At 68.5% G+C, this 18643-nt stretch carries 15 protein-coding genes; 7 read left to right on the forward strand and 8 right to left on the reverse strand.

Annotated elements, in window-relative coordinates:
• Nucleotides 1–28: 28 nt before the first annotated feature.
• The 6 genes from catA (at nt 29) to LGN10_RS27360 (ending at nt 5281) form a co-directional block, all read left to right on the forward strand.
• Nucleotides 29–979 (forward strand): catechol 1,2-dioxygenase, encoded by a 951-nt coding sequence (gene catA / locus LGN10_RS27335; RefSeq protein WP_226225641.1) that lies wholly within the window; start codon nt 29–31, stop codon nt 977–979.
• 118 nt (nt 980–1097) lie between these two features.
• Nucleotides 1098–2456: a Rieske 2Fe-2S domain-containing protein gene (locus LGN10_RS27340; RefSeq protein WP_226225642.1), complete on the forward strand. Its 1359-nt coding sequence runs from the start codon at nt 1098–1100 to the stop codon at nt 2454–2456.
• Nucleotides 2453–2941, forward strand: a complete 489-nt coding sequence (gene benB / locus LGN10_RS27345; protein ID WP_059637266.1) for a benzoate 1,2-dioxygenase small subunit — start codon at nt 2453–2455, stop codon at nt 2939–2941. The genes LGN10_RS27340 and benB overlap by 4 nt, the downstream gene beginning before the upstream one ends.
• A gap of 39 nt (nt 2942–2980) precedes the next feature.
• Nucleotides 2981–4003, forward strand: coding sequence for a benzoate 1,2-dioxygenase electron transfer component BenC (benC, locus tag LGN10_RS27350; RefSeq protein WP_226225644.1), 1023 nt, complete (start codon nt 2981–2983; stop codon nt 4001–4003).
• On the forward strand, nt 4000–4776 hold the full coding sequence (gene benD, locus LGN10_RS27355; protein WP_226225646.1) for a benzoate diol dehydrogenase BenD: 777 nt from the start codon (nt 4000–4002) through the stop codon (nt 4774–4776). The genes benC and benD overlap by 4 nt, the downstream gene beginning before the upstream one ends.
• Nucleotides 4777–4882: 106 nt before the next feature.
• Nucleotides 4883–5281: a RidA family protein gene (locus LGN10_RS27360; RefSeq protein WP_226225648.1), complete on the forward strand. Its 399-nt coding sequence runs from the start codon at nt 4883–4885 to the stop codon at nt 5279–5281.
• A 183-nt stretch (nt 5282–5464) separates the two neighbouring features.
• On the opposite strand, the gene LGN10_RS27365 is transcribed toward LGN10_RS27360, so the two are convergent.
• From LGN10_RS27365 to LGN10_RS27380, 4 genes are all read right to left on the reverse strand, one after another.
• Nucleotides 5465–6271: an oxidoreductase gene (locus tag LGN10_RS27365; RefSeq protein WP_124657438.1), complete on the reverse strand. Its 807-nt coding sequence runs from the start codon at nt 6269–6271 to the stop codon at nt 5465–5467.
• Between the two features lie 33 nt (nt 6272–6304).
• Complete coding sequence (locus tag LGN10_RS27370) at nt 6305–9445, reverse strand: efflux RND transporter permease subunit (RefSeq protein ID WP_226225650.1); 3141 nt, start codon at nt 9443–9445, stop codon at nt 6305–6307.
• Entirely contained in the window at nt 9442–10551 is a 1110-nt protein-coding gene (locus LGN10_RS27375) for an efflux RND transporter periplasmic adaptor subunit (RefSeq protein WP_226225652.1), read from the reverse strand. Before LGN10_RS27375 ends, LGN10_RS27370 begins: the two co-directional genes overlap by 4 nt.
• Nucleotides 10552–10633: 82 nt before the next feature.
• Nucleotides 10634–11251: a TetR/AcrR family transcriptional regulator gene (locus LGN10_RS27380; protein ID WP_226225654.1), complete on the reverse strand. Its 618-nt coding sequence runs from the start codon at nt 11249–11251 to the stop codon at nt 10634–10636.
• 77 nt (nt 11252–11328) lie between these two features.
• Between LGN10_RS27380 and LGN10_RS27385 the strand changes: the two genes are divergently transcribed.
• A complete protein-coding gene (locus LGN10_RS27385) occupies nt 11329–12789 on the forward strand; it encodes an efflux transporter outer membrane subunit (RefSeq protein WP_226225656.1) in 1461 nt (486 codons plus the stop codon).
• Between the two features lie 58 nt (nt 12790–12847).
• Here the strand turns inward: LGN10_RS27385 and LGN10_RS27390 are convergent, their stop codons facing one another.
• Genes LGN10_RS27390 through coxB form a run of 4 tightly spaced genes read right to left on the reverse strand, consistent with a single transcriptional unit; the run spans nt 12848 to nt 18528 of the window.
• The gene (locus LGN10_RS27390) at nt 12848–14425 is read right to left on the reverse strand and encodes a c-type cytochrome (protein WP_226225658.1); all 1578 of its coding nucleotides are present in this window, start codon (nt 14423–14425) and stop codon (nt 12848–12850) included.
• Nucleotides 14416–14823: a hypothetical protein gene (locus LGN10_RS27395; RefSeq protein ID WP_059575088.1), complete on the reverse strand. Its 408-nt coding sequence runs from the start codon at nt 14821–14823 to the stop codon at nt 14416–14418. The genes LGN10_RS27390 and LGN10_RS27395 overlap by 10 nt, the downstream gene beginning before the upstream one ends.
• A complete protein-coding gene (gene ctaD, locus LGN10_RS27400; RefSeq protein ID WP_226225659.1) occupies nt 14820–17459 on the reverse strand; it encodes a cytochrome c oxidase subunit I in 2640 nt (879 codons plus the stop codon). The genes LGN10_RS27395 and ctaD overlap by 4 nt, the downstream gene beginning before the upstream one ends.
• A 13-nt stretch (nt 17460–17472) precedes the next feature.
• Nucleotides 17473–18528, reverse strand: coding sequence for a cytochrome c oxidase subunit II (coxB, locus tag LGN10_RS27405; protein ID WP_226225661.1), 1056 nt, complete (start codon nt 18526–18528; stop codon nt 17473–17475).
• Nucleotides 18529–18643: the final 115 nt, after the last annotated feature.

Raw genomic sequence — 18643 nt, forward strand, 5'->3', positions numbered from 1 at the left:
ATCCCCCAATACACATGGAGACAGCATCATGAGCGTCAAGGTTTTCGACACGAAGGAAGTGCAGGACCTGCTGAAGGCCGCATCGAACGCGAGCGGGCATGGCGGAAATGGCGCGAAGGGCGACGCACGTACGCAGCAGATCGTGCTGCGCCTGCTCGGCGACCTGTTCAAGGCGATCGACGATCTCGACATCACGCCGGACGAAGTGTGGGCCGGCGTGAACTACCTGAACAAGCTTGGTCAGGATGGCGAAGCGGCGCTGCTCGCGGCCGGCCTCGGTCTCGAGAAGTATCTCGACATCCGGATGGACGCCGAGGACGAGGCGGTCGGCCTCGACGGCGGCACGCCGCGCACGATCGAGGGGCCGCTGTACGTGGCTGGCGCTCCGGTGCGCGACGGCGTCGCGAAGATCGACCTCGACGCGGACGAAGGCGCGGGCCCGCTCGTGATCCACGGCACGGTGAAGGATCTCGACGGCAAGCCGGTGGCCGGCGCGCTGGTCGAATGCTGGCATGCGAATTCGCACGGCTTCTATTCGCACTTCGATCCGACCGGCGCGCAGACCGACTTCAACCTGCGCGGCGCGGTGAGGACGGGCGCGGACGGCAAATACGAATTCCGCACGCTGATGCCGGTCGGCTACGGCTGCCCGCCGCAGGGCGCGACGCAGCAACTGCTGAACCGTCTCGGCCGTCACGGCAACCGTCCCGCGCACGTGCACTTCTTCGTGACGAGCGACGACCACCGCAAGCTCACGACGCAGTTCAACATCGACGGTGATCCGCTGATCTGGGACGACTTCGCGTATGCGACGCGCGAGGAATTGATTCCGCCCGTCACGCAGAAGACCGGCGGCACGGCGCTCGGGCTCAAGGCCGACGCGTACCAGGACATCGAATTCGACTTCGTGCTGACGCCGCTCGTACAGGGCAAGGACAACCAGATCGTCGAACGCCTGCGCGCGTCCGCCACGGCCTGACCGCCGGCGGCACGGCGGCGCGAAATGCGCCGCCGCTGCCGGCCGGTTCCCCCGAGACTCAACCGATACCGATGCGAGCGTGCTTGCAGGACGCGGCACGCGCATGGAAGGAGCCATCATGTCCGTCAAGATCGACGCTACGAACGAACTGGATAACCTGCTGGAAACCGCCGTGCAGGATGACAAGGAGGCCGGCATTTTCCGCTGCCGCCGCGACATCTTCACGAACGCGGCGCTGTACGAGCTCGAGATGAAGCATATCTTCGAGGGCAACTGGGTGTATCTGGCGCACGAAAGCCAGATTCCCGACAACAACGATTACTACACGACGTGGATCGGCCGCCAGCCGATCGTCATCACGCGCGACAAGACCGGCGAGCTGCATGCGGTGATCAATGCGTGTGCGCACAAGGGCGCGATGCTGTGCCGCCGCAAGCACGGCAACAAGGGCAGCTTCACGTGCCCGTTCCACGGCTGGACCTTCTCGAACACCGGCAAGCTGCTGAAGGTGAAGGACGAGAAGACGACCGAGTATCCGGTGCAGTTCAACACGCACGGCTCGCACGACCTGAAGAAGGTCGCGCGCTTCGCGAACTATCGCGGCTTCCTGTTCGGCAGCCTCAACGCCGACGTGCTGCCGCTCGAGGACTACCTCGGCGAAGCGCGCGTGATCATCGACCAGATCGTCGATCAGGCGCCGAACGGTCTCGAAGTGCTGCGCGGCAACTCGTCCTACATCTACGAAGGCAACTGGAAGATGCAGATGGAGAACGGCTGCGACGGCTATCACGTCAGCACCGTGCACTGGAACTATGCGGCGACGATGGGCCGCCGCAAGGAAGAGGGCACCAAGGCGGTCGACGCGAACAGCTGGAGCAAGTCGGTCGCGGGCGTGTACGGCTTCGACCACGGCCACATCCTGCTGTGGACCAAGACGATGAACCCGGAAGTGCGGCCCGTGTACCGGCACCGCGACGAGATCCGTGCGCGCGTCGGCGACGTGCAGGCCGATTTCATCGTGAACCAGACGCGCAACCTGTGCGTGTATCCGAACGTGTTCCTGATGGACCAGTTCAGCACGCAGATCCGCGTGGTGCGTCCGCTCGCGGTCGACAAGACCGAAGTCAGCATCTTCTGCTTCGCGCCGAAGGGCGAGAGCGAAGCCGACCGCACGACGCGCATCCGCCAGTACGAGGATTTCTTCAACGTGACCGGCATGGGCACGGCCGACGATCTCGAGGAATTCCGCGCGTGCCAGGCCGGCTATGCGGGCATCACGGCGATGTGGAACGACCTGTCGCGCGGTGCGCCGCTGTGGATCGACGGACCCGACGAGAACGCGAGGAAGATGGGGCTGAACCCGCGCATTTCGGGCGAGCGCAGCGAGGACGAAGGGCTGTTCGTGTGCCAGCACGAACACTGGGTGCACGTGATGCGCGATGCGCTGAAGAAGGAACGCGGGGAGGTGGCGGCATGAGCTTCGATTACCGGACGATTTGCGCGACGCTGTATCGCGAGGCGCGTCTGCTCGACGATCGCGAGTGGGACGCATGGCTGACCTGCTACACGGAGGACGTCACGTACTGGATGCCCGCGTGGGACGACGACGATCGGCCGACCGACGATCCGCAGCGCCAGATTTCGCTGATGTACTACCCGGATCGCGGCGGGCTCGAGGATCGCGTGTTCCGGATCAAGACCGAGCGCAGCGGCGCATCGACGCCCGAACCGCGTACCAGCCACAACGTGACGAACGTCGAGGTGCTGGCCGAACGCGACGGCGAGGTCGACGTGCGCTACAACTTTCATACGCTGAATCACCGCTACCGCGTCACCGACCACTTCTTCGGCACGGTGTTCGTCACGCTGCGGCAGGCGGGCGACGCGCTGCTGATCTCGCACAAGAAGATCGTGCTGAAGAACGACTACATCCGGCAGGTGCTCGACGTCTATCACGTCTGACGCCCGTTGTTTGCCATGAAAGGAAGTGGAGGTGACGCGATGTCCGGCTACAAGATTGCATTGAATTTCGAGGACGGGGTAACCCGCTTCATCGACTGCAAGGCCGGCGAGAAGGTGCTCGATGCGGCTTTCCGCGCGAAGATCAACCTGCCGATGGATTGTTCCGACGGCGTGTGCGGCACCTGCAAGTGCCGCGCCGAAAGCGGCCGCTACGACCTCGGCGACGACTACATCGACGATGCGCTCACCGAGGACGAAAAGGACGGTGGCGTCGTGCTGACGTGCCAGATGGTGCCGCAAAGCGACTGCGTGATCGCGGTGCCGACGTCGTCGGTCGCGTGCAAGACCGGGCAGAGCAGCTTCGCCGCGACGGTCACGAAGGTCGAGCAGCACAACGATGCGGCCGTCGTGCTCGAGCTCGATGTCGGCGCGAGCGCACCGGCGTTCCTGCCGGGCCAGTACGTGAACATCGGTGTGCCGGGCAGCGGCCAGCATCGCTCGTATTCGTTCTCGTCCGCGCCGGGCGATACGAAGGTCGGATTCCTGATCAAGAAGATTCCGGGCGGCGTGATGAGCACGTGGCTCGAATCGGCGAAACCCGGCGACACGCTCGAACTGAACGGGCCGCTCGGCAGCTTCTACCTGCGCGACGTGCAGCGGCCGCTGCTGTTCCTCGCCGGAGGCACGGGCCTCGCGCCGTTCCTGTCGATGCTCGACGTGCTCGCGCGCAGCGGGTCGCGGCAGAAGGTGCACCTCGTCTACGGCGTGACGCGCGATCTCGATCTCGTGCTGGTCGACGCGATCGAGGCGGTTGCGGCGAAGCTGCCGAACTTCAGCTTTGCCACCGTCGTCGCGGACGCCGCGTCGAGCCATCCGCGCAAGGGTTGGGTCACGCAGCACATCCCGGCCGACGCGCTGAACGACGGCGACGTCGACGTCTACCTGTGCGGGCCGCCGCCGATGGTGGATGCGGTGCGCCAGTACTTCGACGAAGCGGGCGTGAAGCCGGCCAGCTTCCACTACGAGAAGTTCACCCCCAACGTCACGGCAAAGGCGGCATGATCATGCAACGATTCTCCGGCAAGGTCGTCGTCGTCACCGGCGCGGCGCAGGGCATCGGCCGCGGCGTCGCGCTGCGGGCGGCGGCCGAGGGCGGCAGGGTGCTGTTCGTCGATCGCGCGGATTTCGTCGCCGAGGTGGCGGCCGAAGCGAGGGGTGGCGACACGGCGGGCTTCGTCGCCGATCTCGAAACGTACGAAGGCGCGCATGCGGCGATTGCGCACGCGGTGCGGACGTTCGGCGGCATCGACATCCTGATCAACGGCGTCGGCGGCGCGATTCGCATGCGGCCGTTCGCCGAGTTCGAGCCCGCGCAGATCGACGCGGAAATCCGCCGTTCGCTGATGCCGACGCTCTATACCTGCCACGCCGTGCTGCCGCACCTGGTCGCGCGTGGCGGCGGCACGATCGTCAACATCTCGTCGAACGCGACGCGCGGGATTCGCCGCGTGCCGTATTCGGCCGCGAAGGGCGGTGTAAACGCGCTGACGTCGGCGCTCGCGATGGAGTACGCGGAACACAACATCCGCGTCGTCGCTACCGCGCCGGGCGGCACCAGCGCGCCGCCGCGCCGCGTGCCGCGCAATGCGGCCGGCGACACCGAGCAGGAACAGGCGTGGATGGGGGAAGCGGTGCGGCAGGTGACCGACTCGACGTACTTCAAGCGCTACGGCACGCTCGACGAACAGATCGCGCCGATTCTCTTTCTCGCATCGGACGAAGCGAGCTATATCACCGGGACGGTGCTGCCGGTGGCGGGCGGCGATACGGGTTGAGCGGCACGCGTGCCGCTTCCGGCATGCGCGCGCGACAGGGCGCGGCGCGCACCGATCCTCACACGAACAATCGGCCGGCGCTGCGAGTCCGGCCACGGAGACACTCATGCAACAACGCGAAGCGATCATCCCGGCCGGCATGGAAGCCGTGTACGAAAAAATCGGCTATGCGCCGGCGGTCAAGGTGGGCGATACGTTGTACGTGTCCGGCCAGATCGGCCGCGACGCGGCGATGCAACTGGTCGAAGGCCGTGAAGCACAGATCGTGCAGGCGTTCGAGAACCTGAAGCGCGTGCTCGAAGCGGGCGGTGCGTCGCTCGACGACGTCGTGGATCTCACGACCTTCCACACCGACATGCGCGACCTGCCGCTGTTCATGCAGGTGCGCGACCGCTACCTCCGCGCGCATCCGAAGCCGGCGTGGACGGCGGTCGGCGCGCACATGCTGGGCGGCGCGCCCGGCTATCTCGTCGAGATCAAGGCGGTGGCGGTGTTGCAGCGGTGAGTGTCGGCGTCGCGGCTTGCTTCGCATCGCCTTCGTCCCCGGCGGCCGTCATCGCGAGGCGCCCCGGCGTTCCGGCTGCCGCCCTCAGCCGGCGCGCAAGCGTGCGGCCGATATTGCCGGTTCCGATGATGCCGATTCCCATGGCGGGTGCCTCGTCCACGGACGTTTCGTCGGCTGGCCGCGTCACGCGAGCCGGAATTTTTTCCGCAGGCTCGCATCGACCGGGCCGGCCGGCATGAAGCGCCGCAACCTGCGCAGCAGCGACGCCTCGCCGTTGGGCGTGCGCCGCATCCGCCATGCGCCGAGCGCCGCGTCGACGACGGTGGCGGCCACGCCCTCGGGGTGCGGCGCGGCTTTCACGCTGTCGCCGACGGCGCGCGCCGCGAGCGTGCGCTCGCGGTCGTAATCGGCGATCGGCGCGCTCGCCTGCGGCGCGTTGACGTCCAGGTTGGTCCGCGTAAACGACGGCTCGACCAGCGTCGCGCGAATGCCGAACTGGCGCAGCTCGTGATCGAGCGATTCGGTCAAACCTTCCACCGCATGTTTGGACGCCGAATAAAGCCCCATGTACGGCGCCGGCAGAAAGCCGAGCACCGAGCTGACATTGACGATCCGGCCACGCCGTTGCGCCCGCATGTGCGGAAGTACCGCACGGGTCGTACGCAGGATGCCGAATACATTGGTGTCGAACAACGCCTCGGCTTCGTCCACCGACGTCTCCTCCACCGCGCCGATCAGGCTCATGCCCGCATTGTTCACGAGCACGTCGATACGCGCGGCGCGGTCGATGATCGTCCGGATGCCGGATCGAACGGACGCGTCGTCACGCACGTCCATCTCGATCAGCTCGACGCCGGCGACGGGCGCCGTTCGCGCGATGCTGCGCACGGTGCCGAACACGCGGCAGCCCCGTTTGGCGAATCGTTCTGCGGCGACGCGGCCGATGCCCGACGACACGCCGGTCACGACGACAACGGTGGAATTCGACATGGCTGTTTCCTTCGATACGGGGAATGGGGAATATCAATCGCGCGCATCCAGCGCGGGCTGAAGTGCGGTCGTGGCAGGCGCTGCCGGTTCATGGCCGCCGTGGCGGGCGGCGGCGGAATGACCGGGCCGGATCCTGAACCAGATCGCATACATCGCCGGCAGGAACATCAGCGTGAGGATCGTCCCGGCGAACGTGCCGCCGATCAGCGTGTACGCGAGCGTGCCCCAGAACACCGAATGCGTGAGCGGAATGAAGGCGAGCACGGCCGCCATCGCGGTGAGAACCACCGGGCGCGCCCGCTGCACGGTCGCTTCGACGACCGCGTGGAACGGATCCAGCCCCGCCTGTTCGTTCTGGTGAATCTGGCCGATCAGGATCAGCGTGTTGCGCATCAGGATCCCCGACAGCGCGATAAGGCCCACCAGCGCATTGATGCCGAACGGCTGCCGGAACAGGATCAGCGTCGGCACCACGCCGATCAGGCCGAGCGGGCTCGTCAGGAACACCATCACCATCGCGGAGATCGAGCGCACCTGGAAGATGATGATGATCAGCGTCACCGCCAGCATGATCGGGAACAGCGGCAGCATCACCTTCGTGGCCTTGCCCGATTCCTCGATCGAGCCGGCTTCCTCGATTCGATAGCCGCTCGGCAGCGCGGCGACGATCGGCTGAAGCTGCTTCGTGATCGCGGCCGACACGTCCGGCGGCTGCAGGCCGTCGGCGATGTCGCCGCGCACCGTGAGCGTCGGCACGCGATCGCGCCAGCGCATGATCGGCTCTTCCATGCGCACGTCGACCTTGCCGACCTGCGACAGCGGAATGCGCTGCCCGTTCGCGCCGGCGAGCGTGAAGTCGTCGAGCCGCGCCGGGTCGAGCCGTGCATCGCCGCCCGAGCGGGCGACCACCTGCACGGTCCGGATATCCTCGCGCACCTCGGTGACGGGCACTCCGGTCAACAGAAACTGCAGCTGCTGCGCGACCGCGCTGGACGTCAACCCGACGGCCTGCAGGCGGTCCTGCTCCAACGTGAAATGCAGCGCCGGCGCGCGCGTGCCCCAATCGGCATTGACCGTGCGCATCATCGGGCTGCCGGCCATCACGCGCTCGACGTCGGCCGCGATGCCGCGCAGCGTGTCCGGATCGGGGCCCGTGACCCGATACGCGACCGGGAACGGCGAATACGGGCCGAACACGAGCTGCGTCACACGCACGCGCGCGTCGGGCGCGAGGCCGTCGGCGATGGCCCGTCGCAGGCGTGCCTTCAACGCGTCGCGCTCGTCCTGGCTGTCGGTGCGCACGACGATCTTCGCGAACGACGGATCGGGCAGCTCCGGCCCCATCGCCAGATAAAAGCGCGGCGCGCCCTGGCCGACGTACGCGGTGACGATCCTCGCTTCCTTCTGCTTCGCGAGCCACGCTTCGACCTTCGACGTGGCCGCGCTCGTTTGCGAAATCGACGTGCCGTACGGCATCTGCACCTCGACGAGGACCTCGGGGCGATCGGAGATCGGGAAGAACTGCTTCTTGACGACGGCCATGCCGAGAATGGCGAGTACGAACAGGCCGACGACGGACGCCGCAACCAGCCATTTACGCGCAATCACGCGCGTCAGCACCTGTCGGAAACGGTTGTAGCGCGGCGTGTCGTAGATCGCATCGTGACCGCCTTCGAACTTCTTGAGGTTCGGCAGCATCTTCACGCCGAGGTACGGCGTGAACGCGACGGCGACGGCCCACGATGCGATCAGCGCGATCCCGACGATCCAGAACATGTTGCTCGTGTATTCGCCGGCGGTCGAGCGCGCGAAGCCGTTCGGCATGAAGCCGACCGCGGTGACCAGCGTGCCGGCCAGCATCGGCGCGGCCGTATGGCTCCACGCGTAAGCCGACGCGGCCACACGGTCGTAGCCTTCCTCCATCTTCACGACCATCATTTCGATCGCGATGATCGCGTCGTCGACGAGCAGACCGAGCGCGAGGATCAGCGAACCGAGCGTGATGCGATCGAAGTTCTTGCCGGTGGCGGCCATCACGACGAACACCACGGCGAGCGTCAGCGGCACGGCCGCGGCGACGACGAGGCCGACGCGCCAGCCCATGCTGACGAAGCTCACCAGCATCACGACGAGCAGCGCGGCGAAGAACTTGACCATGAACTCGTCGACGGCCGAGCTGATGTTCACGGACTGGTCGGTGACCTTGGTCAGGCTCATGCCGAGCGGCAACTCCGCGTTGATCGCGCCGACTTCCCGGTCCAGCGCGCGGCCGAGGTCGAGCCCGTTCCAGCCGTCGCGCATCACGACGCCGAGCAGCAGCGCGGGTTCGCCGTTGTTGCGGATCATGAAGGTGGACGGGTCTTCGTAGCCGCGCTCGACGGTGGCGATGTCCGACAGTTTCAACGTGCGGCCCTGCGCGACGATCGGCGTGTCGCGAATCTTCTGCAGCTTGTCGAACGCGCCATCCATGCGAATGAAGATCTCCGGCCCGCGCGTCTCGACGGAGCCGGCCGGCGTCAGTGCGTTCTGGCCATTGAGCGCGGCGAATACGTCCTGCGGGCTCACGCCGAGCGTCGCGAGCCGGTCGTGCGACAGCTGCACGTAGATGCGCTCCGCCTGTTCGCCGATGATGTCGACCTTCTTCACGCCCGGCACATGCAGCAGCCGCTGGCGCTGCGTCTCCGCATCGCGAACCAGCAGGCGCTGCGGTTCGCCCTTGGCCTTCAGCGCGAACAGCGCGAACGTGACGTCCGCGTATTCGTCGTTGACCAGCGGGCCGATCACGCCGGCCGGCAGATCGTTCGCGACGTCGCCGATTTTCTTGCGCGCCTGATAGAACTGCTCCTGCACCTCGGACGGCGGCGTGCTGTCGAGCAACGTCAGCGTCGTGAACGCGAGGCCGGGGCGCGTGTAGGTTTCGGTGCGGTCGTACCAGCGTAACGCCTGCATGCGCTTTTCGATCTTTTCGGCCACCTGGTCGTGCATTTCCTGCGCGGTCGCGCCCGGCCATGCGGTGACGATGGTCATCACCTTGACGGTGAAGGCCGGGTCTTCCGCGCGCCCCAGCTTGAAGAACGATACGAGCCCCGCGAGCGAAATCAGGCAGATCAGGAACAGCGTGATCGCGCGCTCGCGCACCGCGAGCGCCGACAGGTTGAAGCGGCGTTCGCTCACGGCCGTGCTCCTTCGTGTGCGGCCGTGGCGGCCACGCGAACCGCTTCGCCGTCGCGCAGCAACTGCGCGCCGAGCGCGACGACCCGCTCGCCTTGCTTCAGTGCGCCGGACACGCGTGCGCTGTCGTCGTCCAGATGCTCGACCGTGACGGGCCGCCATCCCACCTTGGCCGGATCGCCCGCGACGACCCACACGCCGGGCCCTTTGCCTGCATCCAGCAGCGCGCCGATCGGTACCTGCAGGCCGGCTTGCGGCGCCGCGCGCGCGTCGTCCGGCATGCGGATCGTGACGGTCGCGCCCAGCGGTGCGGCGGCCAGCGCGCCCTGCAACACGTAGCGCGCTTCGAACGTGCGCGTTCGCGCATCCGCGGTGTCGGACAACTGGCGCAGCGTCGCGGGGACACTCGCGCCCGGCTTGCCGAACAGCTCTGCCTGCGCGATGGATCCGACCGCGGGGCGCAGCGTTTCCGGCAGCTGGATCACCGCTTCCCGGCTGCCGGCGTGCGCGAGCCGCACGACCGGCTGGCCGGCGCTGACGACCTGGCCGGGCTCCGCGAGCGTTTCCATCACGACGCCGTCGCCGTCCGCGACCAGTTCCGCGTAGCCGGTCGCATTGCGCGCGACGTCGGCGTCGGCCTCGGCGGCGCTCAACTGGGCTTTCGCGGCGTCGGCCGCGGCCTTGACCTGGTCATAGGCCGATGCCGATATCGCGCCGGTGCCGCGCAGGTCGCGGTAGCGCGCTTCGTCTTCGGCGGTCTGCCGCGCGCGTGCCCGTGCCGCGGCCACCGCTTCATCGCGTGCGCGCGCCGCGAGCTTCAGGTCGACGGGGTCGATGCGCATCAGCGGCTGGCCGCGGCGGACGGTTTGCCCGGTATCGACGAGCCGCTCCAGCACCTTGCCGGACACCCGGAACCCGAGGTCGCTCTGCACGCGGGCGGCGACGGTGCCGGTAAACGACCGCGACGCGGGCGCGGCTGCGTGCACGATGGCGGTACGCACGAGCGGCGCTTCCGTGCGCGGATCGGAAGGCGCTTTTCCGCTGCAGGCGGCTAGCGCGAGGGGCAGCGCGGAAGCGACTGCAAGGAGAGCGAGGCGACGCCGGACCATGAAAGACCCACTGACGAGGTGATCGGGGCTTTCATTGTGTATCTAGTGACCAAAATAGTCAATGGTCACAAACGGTGTCGGTTCATGGGGCGAGGCTGCGGAGCACCAGGCTCGACAACTGCGCCGGCGCGGCGTCGGTCGTGTCGAGGTTGTACTGCAGCAGCAGCGGATTCAGGTACGGTCGCATCACGAGGTAGATCGCCGTCGCGGTTTCGTCCAGCGGCGTCTTGCGCTCGAACTCGCCGCTTTGCCTGCCTGCCTGCAGCACCTCGCGCAGCAGCTTCTGCACGCGGGCCTCATAGGCCTGCACCGACTGCCAGTTGCCGGTGGCGGCCGACGCGGCGATGTCGTACAGCTTGCGGTCGCGGAAGAACAGCCGCAGGCTCGCTTCAGTAGAGACCTTGAACATGCGCCGCAGCTTTTCGGTGGGCCGTTCCGCTTCGGCGACGGCGGCGCGCACGTCGGTCTCGATTTCATGCAGGCAGTTCGAGCAGATCATCTCGCCGATCGCCTGTTTCGACTCGAAGAACTTGTAGATATAGGCCTTCGAGAAGCCGATGGACTTCGCGAGGTCGGACACGGTCGTCTTCTCGTAGCCGTACCGGCTGAAGTGCTCGGTGGCGGCGGCCACGATCTGGTCGCGCACGTCGTGATCGGCCGGGCCGCGTGCGGGCGCGGGGGAAGCGGTGTTTTCTTTCATGGGTTGCGGCTGGCAGGGATGGACAACGAGTGACTATTTGGTATTATAGTCACCGCCTGATCTTGACTGAAACCGTCATGCTACCGAAACCCATCGTTGCCGCGCTGCTCGCCGCGCTCCTGTCTGCCGGATGCGCCGTCGGTCCCGACTACGTGCGGCCGGACGTCGCCATGCCGCAGCGCTTCCAGGGCCAGAGCGCCGTGGAGCAGCGGCGCGCGGCGGCCGACGCCGAACTCGCGACGTGGTGGACGGGCTTCGGCGATCCGCAGTTGACCCGGTTCGTCACGCTCGCGCTTGCACGGAACCTCGATCTCGCGCAGGCCGCGGCCCGCGTCACGCAAGCGCGTGCCGGGCTCGGGGCGGCCAATGCGGCGCTGTTGCCGTCTGGCAATGTGACGGGCCAGGCCGCGCGCGTCTATCAGTCGGTCGAAACGCCGTTGGGGCGCGTTCTGGATTCGACGCCCGGTTTCGACCGTCACGGGAGCGCCTACGAAGCCGATTTCAACGCGAGCTGGGAACTGGATGTGTTCGGCGGGCTGCGCCGCGGGCGGCAAGCCGCCCTTGCCGACTATCAGGCGTCCGAAGCGGCGGCGGTCGCCACGCGCCTGGCCGTCGCCGCGCAGACGGCCGACATCTACATCACGATTCGCGGGTTGCAGGGCCGGCTGAAGGTCGCGCGGCATCAGGTGCGGACCGAGCAGGATCTGTTGTCGACGATCAATCTGCTGTACGGGAAGGGGCTCGCGGCGGAGCTTCAGGTCAGGCAGGCCGAAGGTGCGCTCGCGCAGGTTCGTGCGACGGTGCCGGTGCTCGAAGCGGCGCTGGACACGGCGATGAATGCGCTCGACGTGATGCTCGGCGCGCAGCCCGGCACGCATCGCGCGGAACTGCTCGACGGCGGCGACGTGCCGGTGGCGCCGCGGATCGCGGCGACGGGCACGCCGGGCGAATTGCTCAGACGGCGGCCCGACCTGATGGTCGCCGAGCGACGGCTTGCGGCGTCGAACGCGCGCATCGGCGTGGCGATTGCCGAGTATTACCCGAAGTTTTCGCTGAGCGGATTGCTCGGCAGCGCGACGACGATGGGCGCGGGCAACCTGTTTGCCGGCGGCGCGAACCAGGCGGCCGGCGTGCTCGGCCTGCGCTGGCGCCTGTTCGACTTCGGCCGGATCAATGCGCAGATCGCCGACGCCAAAGGAAAGGAAGCCGAAATGCTGGCCGCGTATCGGCTCGCGGCGCTGCACGCCACCGAGGATGTCGAAAATGCGTTCTCTGCGCTCGTCAAGCGCGACGAACAGGCGGCCGTGCTGGCCAGCGGCGTCGATTCGCTCGGCCGCGCGCGGGCCGCGTCGTTCGCGGCTTACCAGAAAGGCGTCGTCAGCCTGATCGAAGTGTTGCAGGCCGACGAAAGCTTGCTGCGCGCGTCCGACGAACGCGTGCAGGCGCGAACCGAATCGGCGCGTGCGGCGGTCGCGGCGTTCAAGGCGCTCGGTGGAGGATGGCAGGCGCCGGAGGCCGAGGCCGTTGCGAGCCGGTAGCGGTAGCGCCGGAGCCTCTGATCGGCATCGTTCGGGAAGCCCTGCATGCGGCACGCGACTACCGATGGATCGCTCGCCGCAACCGCCTCACATCCTGCTCCGACACCGGCGCCGCCCGATTCCCCCACGCGCCGCGCACGTAACTGACCACCGCCGCGATTTCTCCGCTCGTCAACGTGCCGCGCATCGCCGGCATCCGCTGCACGGGGCCGTTTTCACCCGGCGCCGGCCGAGCACCTTCGACGACGATCCGGATCGTGCTCGTCGGATCGGCGGCCAGCACGACCGAACTGCTCGCGAGCGCCGGCCCGTGATCGCGCACGCCCGTGCCGTCCGCACCGTGGTAACGCGCACAGAACCCCGCATACACACCGGCCCCGGGCGCTTGCTGGCCGCTTTCCGGGCGCGGGCCGGCGGGCGTCAACCGCGGCACGCCGACGCCCAGCGGATTCGTCGCGGCGGTCGGTTGCGCGGGCAACGATTTGAGGTACACGGCGATCGCCCGACGATCGTCCTCCGTCAGCAACGCAGTGCTTTCGCCGACGACCGGGGCCATCGCGCCGAACACCGAGCCGCGCGCCGCATGGCCGCTGCGCAGGAACGCGGCGATGTCGTCGGTCGACCAGCGGCCGAGGCCGTCCGGGTCCGCGCCGGTCAGGTTCGGCGCGAACCAGTGATCGTTGATACCGCCAGTCAGGAACGCGGGGCTGCGTTCGTCGTAGCCGCGTTCGTTGTAGGCCGGCCCGCGCGGCGTATGGCATGCGCCGCAATGGCCGAGCCCCTGCACAAGATACGCGCCGCGATTCCATTGCGCTGATTGCGACGGCTGGGGCGTGAACCGGTCGCGGTTCGCGAACGCGAGGCTCCACAGCCCGAGGGCCCAGCGCTGGTTGAACGGAAACGGCAGTTGCGTGAGCTTCGCCGCGTTCGGGGACGGCGCGACGCCGCGCATGAAATACGCGTACAGCGCGCGCACGTCGTCGTCGGTCAGGTGCGCGAGCGACGGGTACGGCATCGCCGGATACAGCCGGCTGCCGTCCGCGCGCACGCCGCGCCGCAACGCGTCGTCGAACTGGCGCAGCGTGTAGTGGCCGATCCCGTGCGTCGGGTCCGGCGTGATGTTCGGCGCATAGATCGGCCCGAACGGCGAATTCACCGGCTGGCCGCCCGCGTACGGCGTATGGTCGGCCGCGTCGTGGCACGCGGCGCAATCGCCGGCCAGCGCGAGATAGCGGCCGCGCGCGATCGTCGCGGCGTCGGCGCTCGCCGCCGCCGCGGCAATGACCGGGCGGCGGGCGGTCGACGCGGAAGCGGAGTCCGGCGGCGGGGCGGAAGCGCCGGACGCTGCCGAATTGGCGACACTCGCCTCCCGCTGGCGTGAAAGCCGCGGATCCTCTCTCGCACGAGCGGACATCGACGCACCGGCATCGGCCGCCGACGCGTGAATCCGCACGAACCGCCAGCCCGACGCGGGCTCGGGCGCTTCGGCCGCCGACGCGGCGCCGGCCGTATCGCCGGCTGCCGCTGCGTTGTCGTCGGGCTGCATGTCGCACGCGCCGAGCATGACACACAGCGCGAGCGCGACACCCGCACGGCGGCCGGGCACGCAGCACGAAGCGAACGAGATCAGCGCCATGGACTGCAAGGCCCCACGAAAGCCGTGACGATTCCCGTGAACACGAGACCGATCACGAAGCCGAGCGCGGCGAGCATTCCGCAGCGCGCGAGAAAGCGCGTACTGTCGTCGCGCGTCACGGCGGGCGCATCGGCATCGCGTCGATATCGGTGCCGCCACGCCCGCGCGAGCCACGTCGCGCAGGCCGCGGCCAGTGCGAACGCGCCCGCGGCGATCAGTGCGAGCCACACGCCGACATGCGTCCAGCGCGGCGCGGCCTGCGCGACGCCGAGCGGATAGCATGCGGTGGACGCGAGCGTTTCGGACACGAGCATCTGCGCAAACCACAGCGCGGGCGCGCCGACGAGGCCGGCCGCGATCGCGAGCAGCGGGGTCCACGCGCGTCGGGCGTCGCTCATCCCGTGCTCCTCAGCCAGAACGGCGATACGTACAGCGCGGTGAAGATGAACAGCCACACGATGTCGACGAAGTGCCAGTAGAGCCCGCCGACCGTCAGCGCGACGCGTCGCTCGCGGCTGAAGAAACCGGCGGCCGTCCACCCCGCGAGCAGCGCGAGGATCGCGAGGCCGGCCACGACGTGCGCGAGGTGGAACCCGGTGATCGTGAAATAGAGGCTGCCGTACAGGTGCGCGGTCGGGCCATACGGATGGTCGCGCCATTCGTGAAGCTGGACCAGCGCGAACGCGGTGCCGAGCACCAGCGCGACGACGAGCATCGCGACCGCGCGGGCCTGCCGCTCGGCCCGCACCGCGCGCTCGGCGAGCCACACGAACACGCTGCTCGACAGCAGCACGACCGTGTTGACGGCCGCGAGCCCGATCTTCGGCATCCCTTCGGGCGGCCACGGCGCGGACCATTGCGACTGCAGGTAGAAGTAGCAGAACAGCAGATAGCCGAACAGCCCGGCCTCGGTCACGATCAGCGTGAGCACGCCCCACCAGCCGCCCGCACGTTCGCCGCAACTGCCGACCGGCAGCGGGTCGATGCAGGCGGCCGGCGCGCCGGCCGGCACCGTGGCCGACGGCGGTTCGGCCGGGCGCGCCCCGGCGGCCGCGGCAGGTGCCTGCGTGTTCGCGCGAGCGGGCAGTTGAGCACGTTGCCCGAGCGCGCGGCGCGGCCACAGCCACACGGCGGTGGCGACCGCGCAACCGGCCGCGGCCACGCACACGAGCGTTGGCGAGCGCGCGAGCATCGCCGCGAACACGGCGGTCGCGAGCAGCGCGAGCACGAACGGCACGCAACTGTCGTCGGGCATCTTCAGGATCGCGCTCGGCGCCGCGGCGAGCGGCGTGACCGCGAGCGCCTCGCGCCCGTGTGCGAGCCGGTAGCCGATCCGCAGGCTGGTGCGCGTCGGATCGTCGCGCGTTTCCCACAGCGGATGCCGCGACGCGACGAGCGGCAGCACCGCGAAGTTGTACACGGGCGTCGGCGACGCGACCGACCACTCGAGGCCCGCCGCGCCCCACGGATTGTCGCCGGCGCGCACGCCGCGCCGTGCGCTCACCAGCGCGTTGACGACGAACATCACGATGCCGATCCCGAACACGAACGAGCCGATCGTCGTCAGCAGGTTCGACGTGTCCCAGCCCATTCCAGATGGATACGTATAGATGCGGCGCGGCATTCCGAGCAACCCGGAAACGTGCATCGGGAAGAAGCCGAGGTTGAAGCCGATCAGCACGACCCAGAAGGTCCAGCGGCCGAACCGCTCGTTCATCATCCGCCCGGTGAACTTCGGGAACCAGTACGCGACGCCGCCGAGCACCGGGAACACGTTGATGCCGAGCAGTACGTAATGCAGGTGCGCGACGACGAAGTACGTATCGGTGAGCTGCCAGTCGAGCGGCACGGCCGCCGTCATCACGCCCGACACACCGCCGATCACGAACATCAGCACGAAGCCCGCGAAATACAGGAACGGCGTGCGAAAGACCGGGCGGCCGGTCCAGATCGTCGCGATCCACGCAAACACCGCGACCGCGCTCGGGATCGAGATCAGCATGCTCGCGGCGCCGAAGAACGCGAGCGCGAGCGGCGCGATGCCGGTGGCGAACATGTGGTGGACCCACACCTCGAAGCCGATCAGCATCGTCGCCACCGTCGATACCGCGACGGCCTCGTACGCGACGAGCGGCCGCCGGCAGAAGGTCGGTAGCGCGTCCGACACGATCCCCATCGCCGGCAGCACGACCACGTACACCCACGGATGCGCGAACATCCAGAACAGGTGCTGCCACAACAGCGGCCGGCCGCCATGCGCGACGTCGAAGAAGTGCGTGCCCGCATTGCGGTCGAGCCACAGCAGCAGGAACGCGAGGCTCACCGACGGCACCGCCACCAGGTTCGCGACCGACGCGGTCAGCGTGCCCCACACGATGATCGGTACGCGGTCGATCGACATGCCGTGCGCGCGCATCCGCAGCAGCGTGATGACGAAGTTCGCGGCGCCGCCGGTCGTCGAGATGCCGAGCAGGATCATCCCGAGCGCATAGATGTCGATGTTCGCGCCGGCGCTGTAGTCGAGCGACGTGAGCGGCACGTAGTTGAACCAGCCGCCGTCCGGCACCGCGCCGAGCGGAAAGCTCGCGTACAGGAACAACCCGGCGAACAGGAACGACCAGTACGAGAACGCGTTCAGCCGCGGGAACGCCATGTCGCGCGAGCCGAGCATCAGCGGCCACAGGTAGTTCGCGAAGCCGGACAGCACCGGCAGCGCGTACAGGAAGATCATCGTGACGCCGTGCATCGTGAACAGCGAATCGTATTGCGCGGGCGTGAGCAGCGTCGCGTTCGGCCGTGCGAGCTGGATGCGCATCACGAGCGCCTCCACGCCGCCGAGCAGCAGGAACGCGAACGCGGTGACGATGTAGCGCAGCCCGATGCGCTTGTGATCGACGGTGCCGAGCCAGCCGCGCCAGCCGGGTTCCGATTCCCACAGCTCGGCCAGCGCGCGCTCGTGCGCGGAACCGGGCGGTGCTTCGCCGAGATCGGGTACGCGGTTGAGCGGGGCCGGCGTGTCGCGGGCAATGGCCATCGGCATCCTCGGTTCAGTGCAGCGTCGCCAGATACGCGGCGAGATCGTCGGCGTCGCGCGGCGCGAGCGCGATCGACGGCATCAGCGACTGCGGCTTGATCTGCTGCGCGTGCGCGACCCAGCGGCGCAGGTTGTCAGGTGTGTTGTCGAGCGTGCCGGCCGCGAGCAGCCGGCGCGTGCCGACGTGCGTGAGATCGGGGCCCGCGTCGCCGGCCGCGTCGGTGCCGCGCACCGCGTGACAGCCCGCGCAGCGCGCGGCGAACACGCGCTGGCCGCGGCGTTCGGCGCTCGCTGCGGGGGCCGCAGCCGGTTGGCGCTGCGCGGCGAGCCACGCACGGAACGCGGCCGGCGGCTCGGCCACGACTTCGAACGCCATGTGCGCGTGCTGCGCGCCGCAGTATTGCGAGCACTGCCCGCGATAGACGCCCGGCCGGTCGGCCTGCAGCCATTGGCGATTGGTCTGGCCGGGTATCGTCTGCGTCTTGCCGGCGAGTTGCGGCACCCAGAACGCGTGGATCACGTCGGCGCTCTTCAGTTCGATTGCAACGGGCTCGCCCACCGGAATATGGATCTCGTTCGCCGTGACGAAGCCGGCCCCGTCAATATCGTCCGGATAACGCACGGCCCACCACCAGTCTTGCGCGGTCACGGCGATCGTCAGCGCGGGCGGACGCGGCGGCGCGGCGACGGCACCCAGCACCCGCAGCATGTAGACGAGCGCGCCGAACAGCAGCGCGATCGAGATCGCGGTGCCCACGGTCACGATCGTCAGCCCGCTGCCGTGGCCGGCGCCTGCCTGCGCGCGACGGCGAAACAGCGCGATCAGCAGCAGCACCGCGATCGCGACGCAGACGAACGTGCACAGCGCCAGCAGCGCCCAGCCGAGCACGAAGACCGGCTGCGCCGCGGGGCCGGCCGCGTGCACGACGTACGCGAGCGGCAACGGGGCGGACGGATTGCCGGGCTCGGCAGGCGCGGCGGCCGCGCGCGCGACGATCGGCACGATCGTCCACGCGACCGGTGCGATCCATGCGACATGACGGGTTTTCAGGAACGGCGGAACGGGCAACGCGACTCCTTGCCGGGTTGGGCGGCATGACGACGGCCGTTCGCGGCGGAGCAAACTTCATGCGCACGCGGCTCGCACGCATGCTGCCGTGGAAGGGCGGGATGACGTGCACGAC

Origin of the sequence: Burkholderia sp. AU32262 (assembly GCF_020419985.1) — a bacterium.
Classification (GTDB): Bacteria; Pseudomonadota; Gammaproteobacteria; order Burkholderiales; family Burkholderiaceae; genus Burkholderia; species Burkholderia semiarida.